Here is a 21,544-nt window from a genome sequence, read left to right as displayed (position 1 = left end):
GCGCCGTCGGTGCGTCAGGTCTGGACTTAGGCGAGCTCAATACGACACAGGGTGCATTTTGTTTCCTGCATTTGTGTCACGGTGTCGTAGCCATAGGTGGTGGCGGTGTTAGCCGCCTCCCCTAGCACATAGGGCGCTGTACCGTCGGGATAACGGTCGTGCAGGCTTTCGCCTTGGAACATGCCGCCAAAGTGGAACGGCATAAAGACAACTTCCCGCGCGACACGCGGCGTCACCAGCGCTTTCACTTTCACGCGGCCGCCTTCAGCCCCTTCAACCCACACCATATCGCCATCGAGGATGCCGATATCGTTAGCCAGTGCCGGGTTGATCTCGACGAACATCTCCTGCTGCAGCTCGGCGAGCCACGACATGGAACGCGTCTCTTCACCGCCGCCTTCGTATTCCACCAAACGACCCGAGGTCAGAATGATCGGATAGCGGTCGGTGACATCGTTCTCCTGGATGCTCTGGTAGAGTGTCGGCAGGCGGTAATGCGAGGCCACGTCGTCCCACGTGGGGTAATCTTCGACCAAGTCGCGGCGGCTGGTATAAAGCGGCTCGCGATGCTTCGGAATCGGGTCGGGGAAGGTCCAGACGTTGCAACGCGCCTTGGCGTTACCAAACGGCGCACAACCATGGTCGATGGCCACACGCTGAATGCCGCCGGAAAGATCGGTCTTCCAGTTTTTGCCCTCAGCCGCAGTTTTCTCGGCATCGGTCAAATCATCCCACCAGCCCAGATCTTGAAGCATCTGCGCATTAAACTCGGGATAGCCGTCCTCGATGTCAGAGCCTGCGCTAAAGGAACCATCCGCCAGGATATTTTCCCCATCGCGCTCAACGCCAAAACGAGCACGGAAGGTCAAACCACCTTCAGCTACCGACTTGCTTGTGTCGTAGAGAATCGGCGTTCCGGGGTGGCCCATTTCAGCCGTACCCCAGCACGGCCACGGCAAACCGTAGTAGTCACCGTCAGCCGGGCCGCCTTGCGCCTGCAGGCTATGGAAGCTGAAGGTATGCCAGTTTTTCTGGTGCTCTTTCAAACGCTCTGGGCTTTGGCCGGTGTAGCCCACGGTCCACATACCGGCGTTGAATTCGCGGGTGATGTCTTCAATCAGCGGCTCATTGTTTTCCACCCGGATGTTTTTAAATAGCTCCTCGGCAAAGCCTAACTTCTGCGACAACAGATACATGATCTCGTGGTCGGGCTTGGACTCAAAGAGCGGCTCAATGACCTTATCGCGCCACTGAATTGAGCGGTTGGTCGCCGTCACGCTGCCGGTGGTTTCAAACTGCGTTGCTGCGGGCAGCAGATAAACGCCGTCGGTGCGGTCGTGCATAACACCGGCCACCGTGGGGTACGGGTCGACGATGACCATCATTTCCAGCTGCTTCATCGCCTGTTGCATTTCTGGTCCGCGGGTTTGCGAGTTAACCGCGTGCCCCCAGTAGAACATCGCTTTTAGCTTGGAACGCTGTGAGATGTTTTCGTCTTCTTCCAGCACCCCATCGATCCAACGCGAGACCGTAATGCCACTCGAGTGCATCGGCTTGCCGTCAACGTATTCGGTGTCATCGAAGCGGCTTTGTAGCCACTCGTAGTCCAAACCCCAAACGCGCCCCCAGTGTTTCCAGGCACCTTCGGAGAGGCCGTAGTAGCCGGGCAGCGAGTGGGACATCAGGCCCAAATCAGTCGCGCCTTGCACGTTATCGTGGCCGCGGAAGATGTTGGCACCGCCACCGGATTTACCGATATTACCCAACGCCAGCTCCAGGATGCAGTAAGCGCGGGTGTTGTTATTGCCGGTGGTGTGCTGGGTACCGCCCATGCACCAAACGATACAGCCGGGGCGGTTATCCGCTAGCCGCTTGGCTGTGTCATACATCGCCTCTTCGGGTACGCCGGTAATGCGCTCGACTTCCGACGGCGTGAAGTTCGCCACTTCAGCGCGCACTTCGTCGAGGGCGTAGACACGCTGATTAATGTATTCGCTATCTTCCCAGCCGTTCTCAAAAATGTGCCACAACAGCCCCCAGATAAAGGCGACGTCAGAACCGGGGCGTAGGCGCACAAACTTATCCGCCTTAGCCGCCGTGCGGGTAAAGCGGGGGTCGACGACGATGATCTCAGCGTTGCTGCGCTCCTTGGCGAGCAAAATATGCTGCATGGCTACCGGGTGGGCTTCGCTGGGGTTAGAGCCGATAAACATGATCGACTTTGAGTTTTGAATATCGTTGAGCGAGTTGGTCATCGCCCCGTAACCCCAGGTATTGGCCACACCGGCGACGGTCGTGGAGTGGCAAATACGCGCCTGGTGGTCGGTGTTGTTGGTACCGGCGAGGGCAGCGAACTTGCGCAACAAATACGCCTGCTCGTTATTGAACTTGGCCGAGCCGAGCCAGTAAATGCTATCCGGACTGTACTGTTCAGAGAGCTCCAGCACCTTATTACCGATCTCTTCGATGGCATCGTCCCAACTCATGCGCTGCCATTCGCCTCCGACCAGCTTCATCGGGTATTTCAAACGACGGCTGGAGTGGCCGTGCTGGCGCAAGGAAGCACCCTTGGCGCAGTGGGCGCCGCGGTTAATCGGGTGATCAAATGCGGGTTCTTGCTTGGTCCAGATACCTTCCTGCACCTCGGCGTACACGCCACAGCCCACCGAGCAGTGCGAGCAAACCGTTCGCTTGGTTTCCACCGGCGAATCCAGTACCGGCGTTTTATCCGCCGATTCGGCGCGCTGCATCATCGGCGCGCCCATAAAGCCGGCCGCAGCAACGCCACCGGTGGCTGCCCCACTACGCTTTAAGAACTGGCGGCGGCTGATGCCCAGACCGCTCGCTTTAGAGGCGGTTGTTTTGCGAGTTAAACGCATGGCAATTCTCCTGGCGTTGGCCGTCAGTCACGCAGCGTCGCGTAGAAGGCTCGGATATGGTCGGTTTCACGGTAGTTAACCGATGCTTTATCGCGCTCTTTGGCAGGGGCGTCGGCATTGACCAGGGTGACATTCCCCACTGCGGCGGCGGCACCGGCAGCAGCGGTGCCTAGACCCACGGTTCTCATGAACCGGCGGCGCTCGGGATTGTGTGATGTTTGCATGGGGCTCTCCTCTTTCATGCTAGTTTTTTATTAGATAGGCCTTTTATGTGCTTAATGTTAGATGTTATCTGTCAAGACGCTAAGGTTGCGGTTCAACGATGCGCACCGGCGCCTCACTTGCTACGGCGCGCAGCCGCGCCTGCTCGCTCTCCATAAAAGCACTGCCTACCTCGCCAAGCGCCGCATAAAAAGGGGTATCCACTCGTGCCAGATCGCCCCAACAGTCAGCCGCCCAAGGCGCTACGTGACGGACAAAAAACGTGGCCTGCTCGCGCTCGTCGGTTTCGTTCATATCCGCCTGGATCAGCATGGCCATGACTTCGCAAAGCGCCGCCAAGTGATCCTCCGGGTCGCGGGTATGTTCACTGCGCTCAATGCCGAGCGTTTTCAAATCTTGGCGCAACTCAACCAACGCGGTCTCCATCAGTTCGCCTTGGCGGTACCACGACGCATAGGGCGTGATCTCGCCCTGAATCACGCCGACCAAATGACGAAAGTGCGCGCGCTCAAGCGCCTCGGGCGTTGCCACTGCGGCGGCATCGGCCAAGCCTTGCCAAGCGGCCGCCAGGCGAGTGCCATCACGCTCAATCTCAAGCGCGGCCAGCCATTCGAGCAGCTCAGCTTCGGGTGCCTGACGCAAAAGCGCGGCAATAAGCGCATAGATATCGGCCCTGAGGGCGCGCTCTTCAGGCAGGGTGTTGTAGAGAGTGCTGTGGGATAACGGCGTCTCGTCGCTCATCGCTTACACCTTCAGTTGCGCGTTGGGGTCACGGGCCAAGGTCTGCCACACGTCTTTTACCCGGCAGTCTTCGCACATTTCGAGGCGCGCCATGGCGTCACCGGCAAAATAGGGGTGATTCGCCAGCTTCTCTTTGATCGTGGCAACGGTGCTCACCGTGGCGAACGGCTTGCCGCAGGAAATGCATGCAAACGCGGCTTCTTCGTGGCAAACGTGCCGCACAGCACGCTCGGGCGCGGCAAAAAAGCCGGGGTCAAGCGTAATGGCGTTTTCTGGGCATGCCGCGTCGCACAGGCCACACTGCACGCAATCCGCTTCCAGAAAGCTAAGCGCCGGTTGGTCGGTCCCGGCTTTGAGCGCCGGTGTCGGACAATTGCTCACGCACGCCATGCACAGGGTGCAGGCGTTGCTATCGACGTTGATAGCGCCATAGGCCGCGCCGCTCGGCATGTCGTGACGCTCGCCACTTGGCTCGCCTAGCGCTGCCAAACGGGCCAGCACTTGATTCAAACGGGCGCGCTTTTCCGGAGCGTTAAGCGTGAGCGGCTCATCGGTGAGGGGTAGATGCTTGGGCATCGCGCTTTGCGCCTGAGTGTCATCTGCCGCAAGCGGCTGAATACGATCAGCGTCTAGCCCCAATGATTCGAGCAGCGTGCGCGCCTGGGCGATTTGCTGGTCGAGAAACGCGGTTAACCTGGCGGGCATGTTGGCGTGATACTGCAAGCGGATCTCGCCGGCCCCGACAGCCAGCCCGGTCAACCACTGGTCGTGCCCAGCAGCGCCTAATTCTTCAAGCGGCACATCAAGCACGTGCCCGGCGATGTTGGTGCCCGCCTGCTGTTCTGCCTCCAGCGTGTCGTAGGTCACAAAGCGCAACACCGGCGCACTACCGCCAGCGTCGCGATACGCGGCAAGCCACGTCGAGAGCGTTTCCTGCTGGCGCCGGGTTTCGGGCAAACGAAATTCAATCGCCCCGGTGGGGCAGGCGCTGGTGCAACTGCCCACGCCTTGGCAAAGGAAAGGGTCGATGTCAATTTGCGATTCAATGCGCCCCTGGTGGCTTGAAATCGCATCAGCGGGGCAAACGTCCAAACAGCGCGTGCAGCCAACATTGCCGCTAGACGAGTGGGCACAAAGGTCGCTGTTGACTTGGAAATAGCGGGGTTTGTCGAACTCGCCGACCAGTTCGGTCAATTGCTCAAGCGCATCGCGACGTGCGTCCGCTTGCTGCCAGTCAAGCACCACGTAACCGGGCGGCGGCAAGTCCACCGGCAGGCAAGGCGTGGGGGTCACATCGAGAATCATATCGAACGCGTCGCGCTCGATTAGCGCACGGGCAAGATCAAGCGGCTCATCGCTATCGAGTATTACGTTGAAGGCTCCCAGATGGCCGCTGATACGCAGCTTTTCAGCTTGAGCGCGGGTCAGCGCTTGGGTGGTGAGCGTCTCGGTGGCCGCGAGCAGATCTTCATCGCTACTTTTTCCGTCCGCTTGAGTTTCGTCCGCTTGGGCGGCGTTAGGCGTGGTAAAAACCAGCGTCAATGACGCCAGACCACGCCCCTGCAAGGCACGTGCGGCTTGTCGGGTATCGCGCTCACTGCCAAGCAGCAGCGCATGGCCGCGACTGTGATAGGTCACATTCGCGGGCGTTAGGTTGACCGGCCAGGAGATGCGCTGACGCACCGCCTCTTTCGCCTGGGCGTTACGCGCGTCATCGATGGACGCCAGTTGTATATGCTGGTTCATGCTTTCTCACGGTCAGGTGTCTTCTTGTTATATTTATGAATTATGTTTTTCTATTTTAATATAAGCTGTTGGTGATATCACGTCGGCTTTATCGTATTTCCTAGCGTATGGCGAAAATGCCCTACTTGCCAATATCACGCTGTTCAACGTTTGGGTGATTCTCGCTGTTGTTTTCGTCGGCATCCTCTTGCGATTCCGTCGCCGTGTCGTCTTCCGGAGATTGCTCGGTTGTTGCCGGCTCGGGCTCGGAGTCCGCTCGATCCGCGTGTTTATCATCCAGCGTATCTTCGACTTTTTTGGTCCACTGGCGCACTTTGTCGGCCATCTCCGCGGCCATCGGTTTCATTTGCGCTTTGAAATCATGATCGTAATCGTTGAGGCCATCGCGCACGTTGTAATCACCGGTCGACCACAGCCGACGCAACGCTTTTCGCCTTAGCGCCGAGCTCACCCCGGGTGACATAAAGGCGCTGAAATCACTGCCCGCGGCTAACGTGTCGGGGTCGGGCAGGGTGTGATCCAAGCTTCCCGGTTCCGGCGGCGCTTGGGCGGCATCGTGTGCGTCGACAGCCGCGTCACTTACCCCGTCGCCCTCTGCCAGCTGATGAACGTGTTCAGACTCATCAAGGTGCGCTTTTTCTGCGGACTTGACCGCCTTCTCAACCGAGGGTGTTTCAGCGGTCGGCGCGTCTTCATCAGACACCTCATCCACGGGCAGCCCGCGCTTGGCCCGCGACCAGCGTTCAAAGCGGCTCATTGTGGGTTCTCCTTGGTCGGCTGCTCTTTAGCTCGGCCAGCCCCTTTGCGCTTTTTCTTGCGTCCTTCGGGCGGTGCTTCTCCGTGGCGGGCGAGATATCCTTCGATCCACATTTGAATCGCCATCGGCATCGGCGTTTCCAACACTTGCTGCTCGCCGTCCATCCAGCTCGCGGCGACATCTTGACTCGCGCTGACGGCGTCAGGAGCGGGATCTTCCCCGGTAAACCCGGCACGCACAAATAAACGCGGCGCTTGCGAGGTAAGATTGAAGCGGTAAGCGGCGCGCTCGGTCATCGACAGCTGCAACCACAGCGTGTAGGGGCCTTCCTCGCCAGGCGTGAGCGAGTCGATCCGCCACTGGCGCAGGCGAAACTTGCCCACCTGCTTCTCTTCTGCCGTAAGCGTTACGCTCAGCGGCCTTGTATTGTCAGACATCACGCTGTCTCTCCCGTCGGCAAGTGAAATCAAACGCTAGGCTAGACAAGTAAGCACGCAGGGCGCCATCATCGTCAATATCGACAATTTTACTCAAGTATTAAAACAAGCGAGGAACGCTGGATGCCCGCGATTGCGTTAAGTCATGCCCGCTTACCCGCCACCACGCAGGTGCAGGTGCTCGATGCCTACGGCGATACCCGCGAGCAGGCGATAGCCGCCGAGCGGGCGCTGACGGTGTACCTCAATAAGCGCGAAATCGTTACGCTGATGAGCCTCGGCGATGATCCGGAGGCGCTGGTCGTCGGTTACTTGCGCAATCAAGGGCTTTTGCGCCAAGCGGAAGATCTGATTGCCGTCCAGGTGGATTGGGACGTGGAAGCCGCGGTCGTCGCCACACGCCATTTGCCCGACGACCTTGACGAACGCTTAGGCCAACGAACTGTGACCACTGGCTGCGGCCAGGGAACGGTGTTTGGCAAGCTGCTCGATCAAACCGCGCTGAGCGCACTGCCGGAAACGCCGCTGTCGCAATCAACGCTTTATGCGCTACTGAAAAACCTCAACGCCTACAACGAAACGTACCGCAGCGCCGGCGCCGTTCACGGCTGCGCGCTGTGCCGCCAGGCCGAGGTGCTCGATTTTGTCGAAGACGTAGGCCGCCACAACGCCGTGGACACCCTCGCCGGTCGCCAATGGCTGCATGAAGCCAAAAGCGATAACGCCGATATTTTCTACACCACTGGGCGTTTGACCTCGGAGATGGTGCTCAAAGTCGCGCAAATGGGCATTAGCGTGTTGGTATCGCGTTCGGGCGTAACGCAAAAAGGCGTCGAGCTTGCCGAGCGCTTCGGCGTGATGTTGATCGCCCGCGCCAAAGGCAAAAATTTTCAAGCGCTCAACACCGAGGGTCGGCTGACGCTCGACGCCATTCCGCCGCGCCCGCCTAAAGAGCGCAGCTCAAAAGAGCTTTCAGCGCCCGCCGTCGCTACGGGCGCTGACGTCACAACGGAGGCCCGCTCATGATCCCTGCAAGCGACATCACCGGCATGATTCTCGCCGGGGGCGAGGGCCGCCGCATGGGCGGCCGCGACAAAGGACTAGAGCCGTTTGCCGGCACGCCGCTAGTCGAGCACGTCAGCTTGCGCCTGCGTGGCCACGTGGCGGAGCTACTCATCAACGCTAACCGTAACATCGACGCCTACCGCCCTTACGCCGACCGCATCATCGAAGACGCCGAGGGCGGTTTTCAAGGCCCACTGATGGGCATTTACAGCGGTTTGCGCGCGGCAAAAACACCGTGGCTTCTCGTCGCGCCCTGCGACTCCCCGGCGCTGCCGCGGGATCTAGTGGCGCGCCTGGTTGAAGGCATCGAGGGTAACGACATCGGTGTGGCCTTTGACGGCGAGCGCCTGCACCCCGTGGTCGCGCTGATCCGCACCGAGCTCGCCGATGATCTGCATGCGGCGCTTGCGGCTGGCGAACGTAAAATCGACCGTTGGTACGCGCGACATCCTTGGTGTCGCATCGACATGAGTGATGCCGCGTCGGCCTTTGCCAACTTGAATACCGATGAAGAAAAAGCGCGCCTGGAAGCGGCCTTGAAGGAAGGCGCTTTATGACACTGTCTCCTTCCACGCTCTCGTGCTTTGATCTCGGCGAGCAGATGCTAAGCGTCGACGAAGCCCGCGCGGCCCTTACCACGCTAGTGGAAACGCCAGTGGGCAACGAGCGAATCGCACTTGCTCACGCCCACGGGCGGCGTTTGGCGGAAGCGATACACGCGCCCATTAACGTGCCGCAAAATACCAACGCCGCCATGGACGGCGTGGCGCTGGCTTGGGAAAACGCCGAGCAAACCCGCTGGACGCTTTCCGGCACGGTGTTTGCTGGCGAGCGCTTTGACGGCCGCGTGCCAGCCGGTCGCTGCGTCACGATCACCACCGGCGCGCCGCTACCGTCGGGCACCGACACCGTGATTATGCGCGAGCAGCTAGACGAGTACGACGGTCACGTGATTATCGATGCCCCCGAGCGGGTCAAGCGTGGCCAAAACGTGCGCCAGGCCGGGGAAGACATTCAAGAGGGCGCCATTGCGCTTTCCGAAGGCACCCGGCTTGATGCGGCGCACTTGGGGCTTCTCGCCTCGCTCGGCTGTGCCGAAGTGAGCGTTTACTGTCGACCACGGGTGGCGGTATTTTCCACCGGTAACGAAGTGACCGCCCCTGGCGATCCGCTTCCCGCTGCGGGGATTTACGACACCAATCGCTTCACCCTGACCGGATTACTGCAAGCGCATGGCGCCGAGGTCGTGGATCTCGGCATTTTGCCCGATGACACCGACGCGATTCGTGAGGCGCTAGCTCACGCCGCAGAAACGAGCGATCTCGTGCTCACCAGCGGCGGGGTCTCCGTCGGCCAGGCTGATTTTACCCGCGACGCGCTACAAGCGCTCGGCCAGCTGGCGTTTTGGCGTGTGGCGATTCGCCCCGGCAGACCGCTCGCTTGCGGGCAACTGGGCAAAAGGCGTACCCCTCTAGTGGGATTGCCGGGTAACCCGGTGGCGGTTATGGTCACTTTCTTACAGTTTGTCGTGCCGCTTTTGCAGCGCTTAGAACACCAACCGGTGACGCCGCCGATGCGGCTCACCGCTGTCACCGATGAGCCGCTTTCAAGTCGCCTAAACCGCTGCGACTTTATTCGCGGCGTCTACCATAGCGACGAAGCGGGACAACTTCACGTACGCAGCACCGGCGCTCAGGGGTCGGGCATTTTAACCTCGATGGTTGCCGCTAACTGCCTGATTGAGCTGCCCGATGAGCGCGAAGGTGCCGCCCCGGGCGAGGCAGTCACCATTCAACCGCTGATAGCGTAGATAGATAAAGCCGCCTGTGTTCACCCCCTCCGGCAAACTCTCTTCGACACGCACAGCGCGAACGGTAGCAACTCGGAACGAACGGCATAAAGAGAAGAGGCTCGATTAACCATGACAGAGCAGGTAAAAACACAACAACTCATCGACAGCTTTGGCCGCCGGGTAAACTACGTTCGGCTATCGGTCACCGACCGTTGCGATTTTCGCTGCGTTTACTGCATGAGCGAGGAAATGACCTTTCTCCCGCGCGCGCAAGTGCTCACCCTAGAAGAGATGGGTATGGTGGCCCGCGCGTTCACCGAGATGGGCGTGGAGAAGATCCGCTTGACCGGCGGCGAGCCGCTGGTGCGTCGCGGCGTCGAGCAGTTAGTCGATGAAATCGGCACGCTGCCGGGGCTTAACGACTTCACCATGACCACCAACGGCGCCAGCCTGCGCAAACATGCCAAGCGCCTGCGCCAAGGCGGCTTAACACGTTTAAACATCAGCCTCGATTCGCTCGATCCCGGCCGTTTCAAACGCCTGACGCGTACCGGTGAGCTAGCCAAAGTAATCGACGGTATCCAGGCCGCAAAAGAAGCCGGCTTTGAGCGCATCAAACTCAATGCCGTCATTCTCAAAGGCCGCAACGACGACGAAATCCTGGATTTGGTGGATTTTTCCCGCGACGAGGGGCTCGATATCAGCTTTATCGAGGAAATGCCGCTTGGTGATGTTTCCGACCACAACCGCGATGAAACCTACTGCTCCAGCGACGAGGTGCAGGCGCACATCGAACGCCGCTACCCGCTCATGCCCACCACCGAAGCCACGCCCGGGCCGTCGCGCTACTTCAAAATGGCCGACAGCGACTCGCGCATCGGGTTTATCTCGCCGCATAGCCATAACTTCTGCTCAAGCTGCAACCGCGTACGCGTTACCGTTGAAGGGCGGCTTTTGCTGTGCTTAGGCAATGAGCACTCGGTGGACCTGCGCGCCGTGCTGCGCCGCCACCCGGGCGATATGGATGCGCTTAAAATGGCCATCGTCAATGCGCTGCCGAAAAAGCCCGAGCGCCATCACTTCACCACCGACGGCGACGTGCAAGTCGTGCGTTTTATGAACATGACCGGGGGTTAAACGTGGCACAACGCGTGCCGGTGCATATCATTACCGGCTTTCTGGGTAGCGGCAAAAGCACGCTTATCCACAGCCTGGTTGCGCAGAAGCCTGTGGATGAAACGTGGGCAATTCTGGTCAACGAATTCGGCCAGATCGGCATCGACCAAGCGATGTTTGAGCAGCGCAATGACGTGGCGGTGAAGGGATTGCCCGGCGGTTGCCTGTGCTGCCAGCTGGCTTTTGTGCTGCAAGCGGGGCTTGTTAGCCTACTCTCACGCACCCAGCCTGATCGGCTGATTATTGAACCCTCGGGCCTTGGCCACCCGGCAGGGTTGATCGATCTGCTGCGCAGCGAGGCGTTCATTGATTCGCTTGAAGTGCGCGATATTATCGCCACGCTCGACCCGCGCCGCTTGGATGAGCCGCGCGCCCGCGAACATGAAACCTTTCAAGACCAACTCGCCATTGCCGACGCCATTGCCATTACCATGCATGACCACAGCAGCGCCGAGCAGATCGACGCCGCCCACCAACATGCCGGCGCGCATTGGCCGCCGCGCAAATGGGTGCGCGACGCGCCCCACGGTGAACTGCCGATCTCGCTATTGCTGGAAAGCCGTGCCAGCGAGGCGAAAAGCGGCGCGGTACCCGACGCGCATCAGGTAGGCGCTGTATCAAGTACCGTCTCAAGTACTGACTCGAGTACCGTGCCAAGCGTAGACGGCGGTTTTTTTGATTTCCCGCCTGCGCTTGGAAAGCCGCAGGTAGAGGTCGGCACATCGCTGGGGTACACCAGCATCGGGATGCGCTGGCACCCAGGCACGTGCTTTGATCTCGACCGGCTGGCGGCCACGCTAGGTGAACTCCCCTTGGATGCGCGCATCAAAGGCGTATTTCACACCGACAACGGCTGGAAACGGTTGAATCGCTCAGGCGGTACCTTTCAGCTGGAAAGCACGCCATGGCGGCAGGATTCACGTCTAGAGGTGATTCACCCCAGCGCAGAGATGATCGCGGTTGAGCCGCTTTTAGCGCGGCTCAACGCCTGCGCTACAATATCGACTCAATCTCACTGACCGCTACTGGCCGGCCAAACAAAAAGCCCTGGAAGGCATAGCAACCGTGGCGTGCTAGCCAGTTTTGGTGCGCTTTGGTTTCCACGCCTTCGGCAATCACCGAAAGCCCCAAACTCTTCGCCAACACGATGGTACTCTCCACAATCGCGGCGTTAGCAGGGCTATCAAGCACCTGGCGCACAAAGCTCTGGTCGATTTTGAGTTGATCAAGCGGCAAGTGCGCTAGGTAGGCAAGCGATGAATACCCCGTGCCAAAATCATCGAGAGAGAAGTGCAGGCCTTGCGAGCGCAGATGTTCCATTTTGCGGCGGGTATCATCCTGCGCCTCGACAAACAGCGTCTCGGTCACTTCAAGCTTTAATTTATCCGCTGGCGCACCAGTGCGGCGCAATATCGATTTCACCTTGGGGACGAAATTGTCTTCGCGGAACTGCACCGGGCTAATGTTCACCGACACAGTGAGGTGCGCTGTATCCGGGCGATGTTGCCACTCGGCCAGCTGTTTGCAGGCGGTTTCTAACACCCAGCCCCCCACGTCGTTAATCAACCGAGTACTTTCTAATAGCGGAATGAAATCCCCCGGCGAGACGATACCGCGCTCGGGGTGATGCCATCGCAGCAGGGCTTCCACGCCGGTGATCATGCTGTCGATATCCACTTGCGGTTGATACACCAACCGCCACTCATCATTATCCAAGGCTTGGCGCAGATCCTTCTCAAGCCGTGCCCGCGATACTAGCGCGGCCTGCATATTGGGATCGAAGAAACTTAACGTATCTCGTCCGGCTTCTTTGGCCTGAAAAAGCGCCATATCTGCCTGCTGCAAGTAGCCATCGACGCTATTCACACTGTCATCCAACAGCGTAATACCGATACTGCCGGTCACCAGTACCGTTTCATTATTCACATCGATTGGGCGTCGAATTGCCGTGAGCAGCTTCAACGCAATGCCCTCTGCCAACTGAGCGGCTTGTTCCACATCACGGTCCAGCGCTTGAATCAGCACGGCGAATTCGTCGCCGCCCAGGCGCGCTAGGGTATCGCTATCACGCAGCATTTGAGACAGCTCGCGCGCCATGTTTTGCAACAGCTGGTCGCCAGCATAATGCCCTAGGGTATCGTTCACCTGCTTGAAGTTATCCAGGTCAATAAACAACAGCACACCGTGCTGCGCATGACGCTCGCTATCTTTGAGGGCAGCTGCCATGCGATCAAGGAACAAACGCCGATTGGCAAGCCCGGTAAGCGGGTCATAAAACGCCAACTGATGAATTTCCTGCTCGGCGGCTTTGCTTTCGGTGATGTCGTTCAGCGTGGCGACGTAATGCGTCAGGCACTCCTTTTCATCGCGAACGGCGCTGATCGTCAGCCACTCGGGAAAGACTTGGCCGTTTTTGCGCCGGTTCCAAATCTCGCCTTCCCAGCTACCGGTGTAGGCAACCTCTGACCACATTTTGTGATAAAACTCGCGGTCGTGGCGGCCAGAGCTAAAGATCCGCGGGTTCTTACCCAGCACCTCGTACTCTTTGTAGCCGGTGATTTGGGTAAAGGTGTCGTTGACCTTAAGAATGCGCCCGCGCGCATCGGTGATAATCATCCCCAGATGCGTCTTGAACGCGGTCGCGGCAATGCGCAATTCCGCTTCATTGATTTTGGCTTGGGTCACATCGCGCACGGCGGCCAGCACGCCGTTAAAGATGCCGATCCCGTCGGCCAGCGGGCTTAAAATGGCGTGGTAGTAGCGCCGTTGCCCGTTGATCTGCAGCGAATACTCAAGCTCTTGTGACTCGCGGTTATGCTGTACGCGATAGAAGGTGCCCGTAAGCGCCTGAACAACATCATCGGGTAACACTTCGCTGTAATGGCGGCCGATGACCTCGTTTTGGGGGTGAAGCAGCTGCTCGTCGTTCAATGCGTGAATATAGGTAAAGCAGCCATACTCATCGAAGACAAAAATCATATCCTGAATCGAGTGCACCAGCGCTTCTAAGCGTGCTTCGCGCATCTGCGCCTGCGTGCGGGCCTCTTCACGCTCCAGCACCCGCTGGTGCAGCTGCTGCGATAGCTGCAACCGGTGAAGGTAGTGACGCACGAACCAGATACCCAGCAGCGCCATCGCCGCGGCAATCACACACAAAATCATCAACCGCTGGCGCCAGGGTGCTAGCAGCGCATCAATGCTATCCCCCACCACAACCGCGAAGGGCAAGGTGTCCAAGCGTTGCAACCAGTAAAGGCGCTCTTCGCCATCCACCGGCGACTGCATACGCACCGCCTGCGTGCCTACGTTACTGGCGAGAAAACGCTCGACTTCATCATTCGTGACCACTCCACCGAGCACCTCCTCGCCATCAGGACGACGAGCCAGCAGTTTTCCCTCGCTATCGATGATCGCCATGCTCTCACCCAGGCGCATCGTTAAGCGCTGCAAGGTGTCATCAAATCGCTGCGGGGCAATGCGTGCGACCACTAGGCCATCAAAGCCGCCTTCTAAGCCGCGTAACCGGCGCACATGAAAAATAAGATAGTCACTTTCAACCGCTGACCACAAAAGGGGCGACACGTAGTCGTCACGCTGCGGGTGTTGTTGAAACTCACGGAAAAACGGCATGCCGCTGACATCAAACCCCGGCGGGTGAGAGGCGTTCGAGCTGACCACGACACTGCCCTGCTCGTCGATCACGGCAAGTTCATTTACCAGCGGCAGACTATCGCGGCGCTTGATCAACAGACTTTCCAGGGAGGAGTAGTCGTCCACGCGCGGTAAAAGCGGCGGCTCTAAAAGCTCTGCAATATCCCTCAGCGCATGTTCACTTAACGCGAAGGTGCTATTCACCCACTCAGCGACCAGATCGGCTCGCGTTGAGTTGCGCTCATGCGCCGCATCAATCTCTTGGCGGTATTGATCACTCAAAATCCAGGTAAAAATTACCGCCATCGCGATCAGCGCTAGCATATAAAGCGTAAAGGCATTGACCCGTAAGCGTGAATATAAGCGCGATTCAGACGCCAGTGCTTCAGGGGAATCTGGCATAGCGCCGAGTACCTTATCGTCATTATTGGGGATCTTGGGCTCCTAAGGATGCCTGATTTAGCACAGCTTTTAAGGGGTTTTTGCGCATTATTTATGCATATAATTGACACACATCATTTATTGGATGTTTAGCGTTCATCTATGGGTCATAAACGGCTAGGGATGATAACCGCTTCTACAGCACCACCTGATAGCCCTCAAACTGCGGCGGGCCAAGGTAGATGCCTTCCGGCGCTCTGGCGTTGGCGTGTGCTTTGCGAAACGCGTCAGATTTTGTCCAGGCGCGAAACGCTTCTTCGGACTCCCAAACACTGTGCGAGATAAACACCGTGTAATCGTCCTGCTTTTCGCCCTGCAGCATCTGAAACTGCTTAAACCCGGGCACTTCTTCAAGATGGCTGTCGCGGTTGCGCCAGACGTTGAGAAAGTCCTCTTCACGACCAGGCGCAATACGAAAACGGTTCATGGCGATATACATAGCTTTGTCCTCTTCATTATTGAGTCTCACCTACGCTACCGTGATCGAACGCGTTTGCAAATAGGCCAGCACGCTCAACTGGACGCGGTGTCGCACGCTTGGCGGTGGCGTAAGAAAACCTTGTATGATGCCCGTGGTGTTATCCATCATCACGCGAGGCCGACTCATGCTGAAATCGATACTTCTTACCGCGGCGACCAGCGCCCTGCTACTGACCACCGCCGCACACGCTGACGCTATTACCGCGCTCGACCCTTTTGTGCGCGAAGTGCCTCCTGGCTCCCCCACGACCGCTGCCTTCATGACACTACACAACACAAGCGACTCGCCGGTTCGCTTAATCAATGCGGATAACGAGCTCACTGCCCACACCGAAATGCACAATCACGTGGATGTCGACGGCGTTATGCAGATGCGCCAAATCGAGCACATTGACGTACCGGCAAATGGTGACGTCACCCTCGCCCCCGGCGGGCTGCACCTGATGATGATCGGCCTGGAAGGCGCTGTGAGCGAAGGTGATAAGGTGGCGCTAACGCTCACGTTTGATAACGGCGAAACGCTCGACATAACCGCCCCCGTGCGACCGATCATGCCGATGAGCCACTAAGTAAGCAGTTAAGGCCATGCCCGAGACACATTTATACTCGCAAGGGAGTCACCATGACCCAACAAACGCCTTTTGCCACTGCGCTGGTGCTGATGTTTTTGCTCTCGGGCTGCGCCGCCTTTGCGCCCGCCCCACCGCAGGACCAAAGCAATATCTGCGAAATTTTCCGCGAACAGCCCAGCTGGTACGACTACGCGCGCGATTCTGAAGCGTCGTGGGGCACACCGATCGAGACGCAAATGGCTTTTATCCAGCAGGAATCGTCGTTTCGCAGCCACGTTCGTCCGCCGCGCAAACGTTATCTCGGCTTTATTCCCGGCCCGCGCCCATCATCGGCCAAAGGATACGCCCAAGCCCAAGACCCGGTCTGGGGGGAGTACCGCGACCAAGCCGGCAGCCTTTTCGCTAGGCGCACGCACATGAAGCACGCCACCGATTTTATCGGCTGGTACAACACCCGTACCCGCGCGCAAACGGGTATTTCGCTCCATAACCCCGAGCACCTTTATCTCGCCTACCACGAAGGCGCCGGCGGCTATCAACGCGGCAGCTATCGCGCCAAGCCAGCAGTACAACGTGCCGCGCGCCAAGTCGCGAGCCGTGCCAACCGCTACCGCTCGCAGCTAGCCAATTGTGAAGCGGAGTTTCAGTGCCGCAAGTTTTATCAAGTCTGGCCATTTTGTCGTAAAGACTAATGGAAGCGAAACAGAACTCCGCACAGCAAAACGCCGCTGGCTACCATGACGTAACCAGCGGCGTTTTGCGATTAGCGCGTCACACTAAAACAACCTTTAGAACGTTTCCCAATCATCATCGTCATTTTGCGTGACACGTTGCTGCTTGGGCTTGGGTTGCGAGCGGGGCGTTTCTTCCGAGTGAGAAGATGTGCTTGCTTGGCTGCTGCCCAGCGCGGGGCGCTTCATTGCGCTATTAGATGACGGCTGAGCTAGGCTAGGGCGTGATTCGGTACTGCTTAATTTAAAGAACGCCACGGCATTGGACAGGTCACGCGCCTGATCTTCCATCGAGGCCGACGCATTCGCCGTTTGCTCCACCAGAGCAGCGTTTTGTTGGGTGACATCGTCCATTTGGTTTATTGCAGTATTCATCTGCTCAATGGCAGAGCTCTGCTCGTTGGACGCCTGGCTCACCTCTTCCATCAAGTCAGACACCTTGCCGATGTTGGTAACGATCTGCTTCATGGAGTCACCCACGTCTTCAACCACCGTGCTTCCCTGCGTGACGATCTCATCGTTTTCCACGATCAACTCTTGGATCTGCTTCGCCGCATCGGCACTACGCTGCGCCAGGCTGCGCACCTCCTGGGCGACCACGGCAAAGCCACGGCCCTGCTCACCGGCACGGGCGGCCTCTACCGAGGCGTTAAGCGCCAGAATATTGGTCTGAAAGGCAATCCCATCGATCATAGAGACAATGCCGCTGATCTTCTCCGAGCTTTGAGTCAGCTCGTGCATCTTGCCCACCGCTTGAGTGACCTTCTCGCCGCCCTGGCTTGCTGAGGTGCTGGCGGTGTGAGCCAGCTGGTTCGCCTCGCCGGTATGCTGGGTGTTGTTCTTCACCGTCGCAGCGACCTGTTCCATGCTCGCTGCCGTTTCTTGCAGGCTAGAGGCCTGCTGTTCGGTACGCTGCGAGAGATCTATATTGCCCGTGGAGATTTGCGAGGAAGCGGTAGAGATAGCATCCGCGGAGGATTTAATATCGCCAATCAACGAGTGCAACTTGGTCTGCATATCTCCAAGCTCCATCAGCATATCGCCGATCTCATCGCGGTGTGAGGAGCTGATCGAACGGGTCAGATCCCCCTCCGCCATGGCGTGGAAGTGCCGGCGAGCCAATGCGAGCGACTCGGTAATACGCCGTATTAGCAGCCACCCCATAATGCTGCCCAAGATAACGGCCACGATCAGCGCCGCAATCATCAGGTTGCGCATGAAGTTTGCTTGCGACTCAGCGTTGCGGTACTCAGCCTGCGCTTCTTGCTCCTCAAGCTCTATGAGCTCGGTGAGGGTTTTGTCCATTTGACGGTAAGCGGGCAGCGCCTCGGTAAAGGCTTTTTCGTTCGCAGCCTCGTAATTGCCGGCGGAGTACATCGGCATAACGGGCGCGATAGAGCCCAGTAGTTGGCGATAATCGACCATGAACTGATCGGCAATCGCTTGTGCTTCTGGCGACAGCTCATTTTCTGTCAACTCCTGCCAATGAGAATCGACCTCTGACAGATTCATCACGATATTGTCCATGTGCATCTGCACTTCGTGATTGTGTAGGTCGCTCACTGGAAGAATCGGGTCGTGCTGCCCCGCCAGCGCTAACTCCATGATCATGTCTTTGGCGTGTTCATTTAGGGCGGAAATACGCTGGGTATTACGGAGGTTATTTTGATAAATGTTATCGACTGAGCGGTTGGATGACATCATGCCATTAAAGCCCATGGCACCAATCAACAACATCAATACCAGCATCACGCCGATCACAGTGATCAGACGCGCCTTGATTGTTACGCGCATTTATACTCCTCGTGCCGATAGTGCGGCGATGGGGTGGTCACTCAGCCTTTCGACTCGTTTAATCTAATACGTTGTTATTAAGCATTGTACGTTTTTTGCAGAACACATTGCATCCGCTTGCTTGATACATATCAACGGACCTCATGATTTTGCCCTGCCAGCTTACTAAAGCGATACGCAAAACGTCATACGCCTTGGGTAGCAGCGCTCTACTATTGCAAGCACCTCATACCAACCCCTTATTCCAAGCACCTTGGCGATTATCGTCAATACGTCTATGGTGTTGATACTTTTATACCCTCAGCGCATACGCGCTAACCCATAGGAGCGATTGCATGCCGCATAACGCGTTACTTAGCCCACTTCAACTCGGAAGTTTGAGCCTTCCCAATCGGGTAATTATGGCGCCGCTAACCCGCGCACGTACGCCCAACAGCATTCCCGGTAAGATGCAGCAAGCCTACTACGGCCAACGCGCTGCTGCTGGCTTAATCATTAGCGAAGCAACCAACATTTCCCCCACCGCTCGCGGCTACGTTTACACGCCAGGCATCTGGACCAATGCGCAAGAAGCCGGCTGGAAAGGCGTCATCGACGCGGTACACGCCAAGGGAGGGCGCATCGCGCTGCAGCTATGGCACGTAGGCCGCGTCTCCCACGAGATGGTTCAGCCCGATGGCCAACAGCCCGTGGCCCCCACCGCCCTAAAAGGCGAAGGCGCGCAGTGTTTTGTCGAGTTTGAGGATGGCACCGCAGGGCAGCACCCCACCAGCACGCCGCGCGCACTTGAGACTGATGAGATCCCCGGCCTCGTTGAGGATTACCGTCAGGCCGCCATACGCGCCAAGCGCGCTGGCTTTGATATGGTGGAAGTCCACGCCGCCAACGCGTACTTGCTCAATCAGTTCCTCGCCACCGGAAGCAATAAGCGCACCGATCAGTACGGCGGCTCGGTTGAAAACCGCGCGCGCTTACCGTTGGAAGTGGTTGATGCGGTCGCGGAAGTCTTTGGTGCCGACCGTGTGGGCATTCGTTTAACGCCCTTTATCGAGCTTTTCGGCCTGACCGACGACGAGCCCAAGGAGATGGCCTTCTACTTAGCAGAACAGCTCTCTAAACGCGGTTTGGCGTATATTCACCTTAACGAGCCTAACTGGGCTGGCGGTGACATTACCTTCCCCGAGGGATTTCGCGAGCAGCTGCGCAAGTGCTTTAAGGGCAGCATCATTTATTGCGGCAAATACGATGCTGACAGCGCCATCCAGCGCCTGGAGGAAAACACCGCTGACGCCGTGGCATTTGGTCGCCCCTACATTGCCAATCCGGATCTCGCCGAGCGATTCCGCGTGGGCGCCAAGCTTAACGAACCGGATCACACAACCTTCTACGGCGGCGATGAGACGGGGTACACCGACTACCCGTTTATGCATAACGGTTATGATCGCTTCGAGTGATTCTGTCGCGCTAAGCCAAAAAGCACCACACACGTGGTGCTTTTTTACTCCCTACATCAGGTTTTCTCCTGATAATCTACCAATAACCCGATGCTGCATAGGGAATTACAGCATCGTTGCCGCCCACGTACTTTAAGGAGACGCCGATGGACAACTCGTTAGTGGCTGCGCTAGCGCTCGCCTCACTGGTTTTAGGCATCGCGGCGATAGCCCTGCTCGTTTACATGGCAATGCCGAGTAGACGCAGTCGCCGCAAAGCGGCTGCCGCTGATCGCGACAAAACCGCCGCACCGCGCAAAACGCCTGCCTCCGATAGCGCCCCCTCCCAGGAAGGCGATAGCAGTAAAGCTGCTAAGCGGCCCCCCAAAGGCAAGCAGCACTCACTGTTCGTTATCTTCTCCCAACCTGACGAAGCGACCGACCAACGCCTGGCCGAATGGCTTAAAGAGAAACAGGCCACGTTCGACCCGGTAAAAAAAGTTTTTCATATTGACGGCGAACAGCCCTCCAACCCCATCACGATTGCCAACGCCTTTCCGCCCGGGGAAATGCCCGACCTAATCAGCGGCGAGGTCCACCAGCCGATCAAGGGCATTAGCCTGCTGGTCAAGCCGCCGCTACGTAAGCGCCGCAACCAGCAAGTGGTGGTGTACGTGGAACTCGCCAAAGAGATGGGCAAAATTTTTGAAGGCGACATGCTCGACGGCGAACGCGAACCTGCCAGCGAAGAGACCTACGCGCGCATTATCGGCTAAGCGGCGGCAAAGCTAGCAGCACATCTTTTGCATCCACCGCCTCAAGGCGTGAGGCGAGTATCGCGGTAATCCCATCATGCTCACCCACCAGGCGCGTTGGCACCACGCGCAACCCGGAATGCGCTTGCTCGGCTGCCGCACAAATCGTGGCAATATCGCCGCCCTCGCCGGCATGGCGCCCGGGTGAGAGAAACAGCATGGCCAGCACTACCTCGCCATGATGAAACGACGGCTCTGCCAGCAAGTGCTCCAAAAGCGGCTCGTTGAAACGATAAGCCTCGCCTTCACGACGCTCCATAGAGGCAGCGCACACGCACGCGGCTTCCTCTGCCAGCAGCACGCTCAACTGCCCCGCCAAGCGGTTGCGTACCGCCGTTACTTCCGGAATCGGGCTGCCGTGATCCACCAGCACCACTTTCGGCTGTATGCCCGGAGTGATGCGCTCACGCACATTATCGGCGAGCAACTGCGCAAGGCGCAAACCCACAGGCGCGCGCTCATCGACCAGCGGCTTGGCCACGCGCACAGCAACATGCGGAAAGCGGGCCTGCAGCTCGCCCATGCGCTGCGGCAGGTAATCGGTCAGCGCCCGGCTGGGGCCGAAGAAAAACGGCACGATGACAATGTCGCTAGCGCCCTGTTCGGCGGCGCGTTCAGCGAGAGGCCCAAGCGTAACCGCCGGCTCACCGTCAAGCTGCTCGGCGGGAATTTTATTGGCGTGCAAAAGTGACGCCGCCTGCACGGGCTCGCCGCACGTCTCGCTAAGCTCCCCCGCGATACGGCGCAGGTTGAATGTGGCCTGCGGCCGCAGTGAACCGTTATCGGTAAGAAAAATCGCGCGCATCGCACGG

At 58.3% G+C, this 21,544-nt stretch carries 20 protein-coding genes; 9 read left to right on the top strand and 11 right to left on the bottom strand.

Annotation, left to right across the window (positions count from 1 at the left end):
- Positions 1-26: 26 nt before the first annotated feature.
- From HZS81_RS13605 to HZS81_RS13580, 6 genes are all read right to left on the bottom strand, one after another.
- Positions 27-2,879 (bottom strand): formate dehydrogenase subunit alpha, encoded by a 2,853-nt coding sequence (locus HZS81_RS13605; RefSeq protein ID WP_179931113.1) that lies wholly within the window; start codon positions 2,877-2,879, stop codon positions 27-29.
- Positions 2,880-2,902: 23 nt separating this feature from the next.
- Complete coding sequence (locus HZS81_RS13600) at positions 2,903-3,103, bottom strand: twin-arginine translocation pathway signal (protein ID WP_179931112.1); 201 nt, start codon at positions 3,101-3,103, stop codon at positions 2,903-2,905.
- A gap of 79 nt (positions 3,104-3,182) precedes the next feature.
- On the bottom strand, positions 3,183-3,842 hold the full coding sequence (locus HZS81_RS13595) for a TorD/DmsD family molecular chaperone (protein ID WP_179931111.1): 660 nt from the start codon (positions 3,840-3,842) through the stop codon (positions 3,183-3,185).
- A 3-nt stretch (positions 3,843-3,845) separates the two neighbouring features.
- Positions 3,846-5,588, bottom strand: a complete 1,743-nt coding sequence (locus HZS81_RS13590) for a 4Fe-4S dicluster domain-containing protein (RefSeq protein WP_179931110.1) — start codon at positions 5,586-5,588, stop codon at positions 3,846-3,848.
- Between the two features lie 121 nt (positions 5,589-5,709).
- The gene (locus HZS81_RS13585) at positions 5,710-6,345 is read right to left on the bottom strand and encodes a DUF3306 domain-containing protein (RefSeq protein ID WP_179931109.1); all 636 of its coding nucleotides are present in this window, start codon (positions 6,343-6,345) and stop codon (positions 5,710-5,712) included.
- Positions 6,342-6,782: a DUF3305 domain-containing protein gene (locus HZS81_RS13580; protein ID WP_179931108.1), complete on the bottom strand. Its 441-nt coding sequence runs from the start codon at positions 6,780-6,782 to the stop codon at positions 6,342-6,344. Before HZS81_RS13580 ends, HZS81_RS13585 begins: the two co-directional genes overlap by 4 nt.
- Positions 6,783-6,905: 123 nt before the next feature.
- Between HZS81_RS13580 and HZS81_RS13575 the strand changes: the two genes are divergently transcribed.
- The 5 genes from HZS81_RS13575 to HZS81_RS13555 all read left to right on the top strand — a co-directional run bounded on the left by HZS81_RS13575 (position 6,906) and on the right by HZS81_RS13555 (position 11,834).
- Complete coding sequence (locus HZS81_RS13575; protein WP_179931107.1) at positions 6,906-7,808, top strand: formate dehydrogenase accessory sulfurtransferase FdhD; 903 nt, start codon at positions 6,906-6,908, stop codon at positions 7,806-7,808.
- Complete coding sequence (gene mobA, locus HZS81_RS13570) at positions 7,805-8,404, top strand: molybdenum cofactor guanylyltransferase MobA (RefSeq protein ID WP_179931106.1); 600 nt, start codon at positions 7,805-7,807, stop codon at positions 8,402-8,404. Before HZS81_RS13575 ends, mobA begins: the two co-directional genes overlap by 4 nt.
- A complete protein-coding gene (gene moeA / locus HZS81_RS13565) occupies positions 8,401-9,657 on the top strand; it encodes a molybdopterin molybdotransferase MoeA (protein ID WP_179931105.1) in 1,257 nt (418 codons plus the stop codon). The genes mobA and moeA overlap by 4 nt, the downstream gene beginning before the upstream one ends.
- A 111-nt stretch (positions 9,658-9,768) precedes the next feature.
- On the top strand, positions 9,769-10,776 hold the full coding sequence (gene moaA, locus HZS81_RS13560) for a GTP 3',8-cyclase MoaA (RefSeq protein WP_179931104.1): 1,008 nt from the start codon (positions 9,769-9,771) through the stop codon (positions 10,774-10,776).
- A 2-nt stretch (positions 10,777-10,778) separates the two neighbouring features.
- Positions 10,779-11,834, top strand: a complete 1,056-nt coding sequence (locus HZS81_RS13555) for a GTP-binding protein (RefSeq protein WP_179931103.1) — start codon at positions 10,779-10,781, stop codon at positions 11,832-11,834.
- On the opposite strand, the gene HZS81_RS13550 is transcribed toward HZS81_RS13555, so the two are convergent.
- The 3 genes from HZS81_RS13550 to HZS81_RS13540 all read right to left on the bottom strand — a co-directional run bounded on the left by HZS81_RS13550 (position 11,809) and on the right by HZS81_RS13540 (position 15,514).
- Positions 11,809-14,868, bottom strand: coding sequence for a bifunctional diguanylate cyclase/phosphodiesterase (locus tag HZS81_RS13550; protein ID WP_241697504.1), 3,060 nt, complete (start codon positions 14,866-14,868; stop codon positions 11,809-11,811). The genes HZS81_RS13555 and HZS81_RS13550 overlap by 26 nt on opposite strands.
- 175 nt (positions 14,869-15,043) lie before the next feature.
- Positions 15,044-15,346 (bottom strand): heme-degrading protein HmuQ, encoded by a 303-nt coding sequence (hmuQ, locus tag HZS81_RS13545; protein WP_179931102.1) that lies wholly within the window; start codon positions 15,344-15,346, stop codon positions 15,044-15,046.
- Between the two features lie 30 nt (positions 15,347-15,376).
- A complete protein-coding gene (locus HZS81_RS13540) occupies positions 15,377-15,514 on the bottom strand; it encodes a hypothetical protein (protein WP_179931101.1) in 138 nt (45 codons plus the stop codon).
- Here HZS81_RS13540 and HZS81_RS13535 point away from each other — a divergent pair.
- Positions 15,513-15,956 (top strand): copper chaperone PCu(A)C, encoded by a 444-nt coding sequence (locus HZS81_RS13535; protein ID WP_179931100.1) that lies wholly within the window; start codon positions 15,513-15,515, stop codon positions 15,954-15,956. The two genes, HZS81_RS13540 and HZS81_RS13535, sit on opposite strands and share 2 nt — an antisense overlap.
- Positions 15,957-16,009: 53 nt before the next feature.
- Entirely contained in the window at positions 16,010-16,651 is a 642-nt protein-coding gene (locus HZS81_RS13530) for a transglycosylase SLT domain-containing protein (protein ID WP_179931099.1), read from the top strand.
- A 96-nt stretch (positions 16,652-16,747) separates the two neighbouring features.
- On the opposite strand, the gene HZS81_RS13525 is transcribed toward HZS81_RS13530, so the two are convergent.
- Positions 16,748-18,484 (bottom strand): methyl-accepting chemotaxis protein, encoded by a 1,737-nt coding sequence (locus HZS81_RS13525; protein WP_179931098.1) that lies wholly within the window; start codon positions 18,482-18,484, stop codon positions 16,748-16,750.
- Between the two features lie 335 nt (positions 18,485-18,819).
- Between HZS81_RS13525 and HZS81_RS13520 the strand changes: the two genes are divergently transcribed.
- Both HZS81_RS13520 and HZS81_RS13515 read left to right on the top strand, forming a co-directional pair.
- Positions 18,820-19,938 (top strand): alkene reductase, encoded by a 1,119-nt coding sequence (locus tag HZS81_RS13520; RefSeq protein ID WP_179931097.1) that lies wholly within the window; start codon positions 18,820-18,822, stop codon positions 19,936-19,938.
- Positions 19,939-20,084: 146 nt separating this feature from the next.
- Positions 20,085-20,693, top strand: coding sequence for a cell division protein ZipA C-terminal FtsZ-binding domain-containing protein (locus HZS81_RS13515; RefSeq protein ID WP_179931096.1), 609 nt, complete (start codon positions 20,085-20,087; stop codon positions 20,691-20,693).
- Here the strand turns inward: HZS81_RS13515 and HZS81_RS13510 are convergent.
- On the bottom strand, positions 20,683-21,537 hold the full coding sequence (locus tag HZS81_RS13510) for a sirohydrochlorin chelatase (protein WP_179931095.1): 855 nt from the start codon (positions 21,535-21,537) through the stop codon (positions 20,683-20,685). The genes HZS81_RS13515 and HZS81_RS13510 overlap by 11 nt on opposite strands.
- Positions 21,538-21,544 lie beyond the last annotated feature (7 nt).

The sequence above is a fragment of the Vreelandella salicampi genome (assembly GCF_013415105.1).
Classification (GTDB): Bacteria; Pseudomonadota; Gammaproteobacteria; order Pseudomonadales; family Halomonadaceae; genus Vreelandella; species Vreelandella salicampi.
Note: the sequence above shows the minus strand (reverse complement) of the source record. Positions and strands in the feature narration are given on the sequence as shown.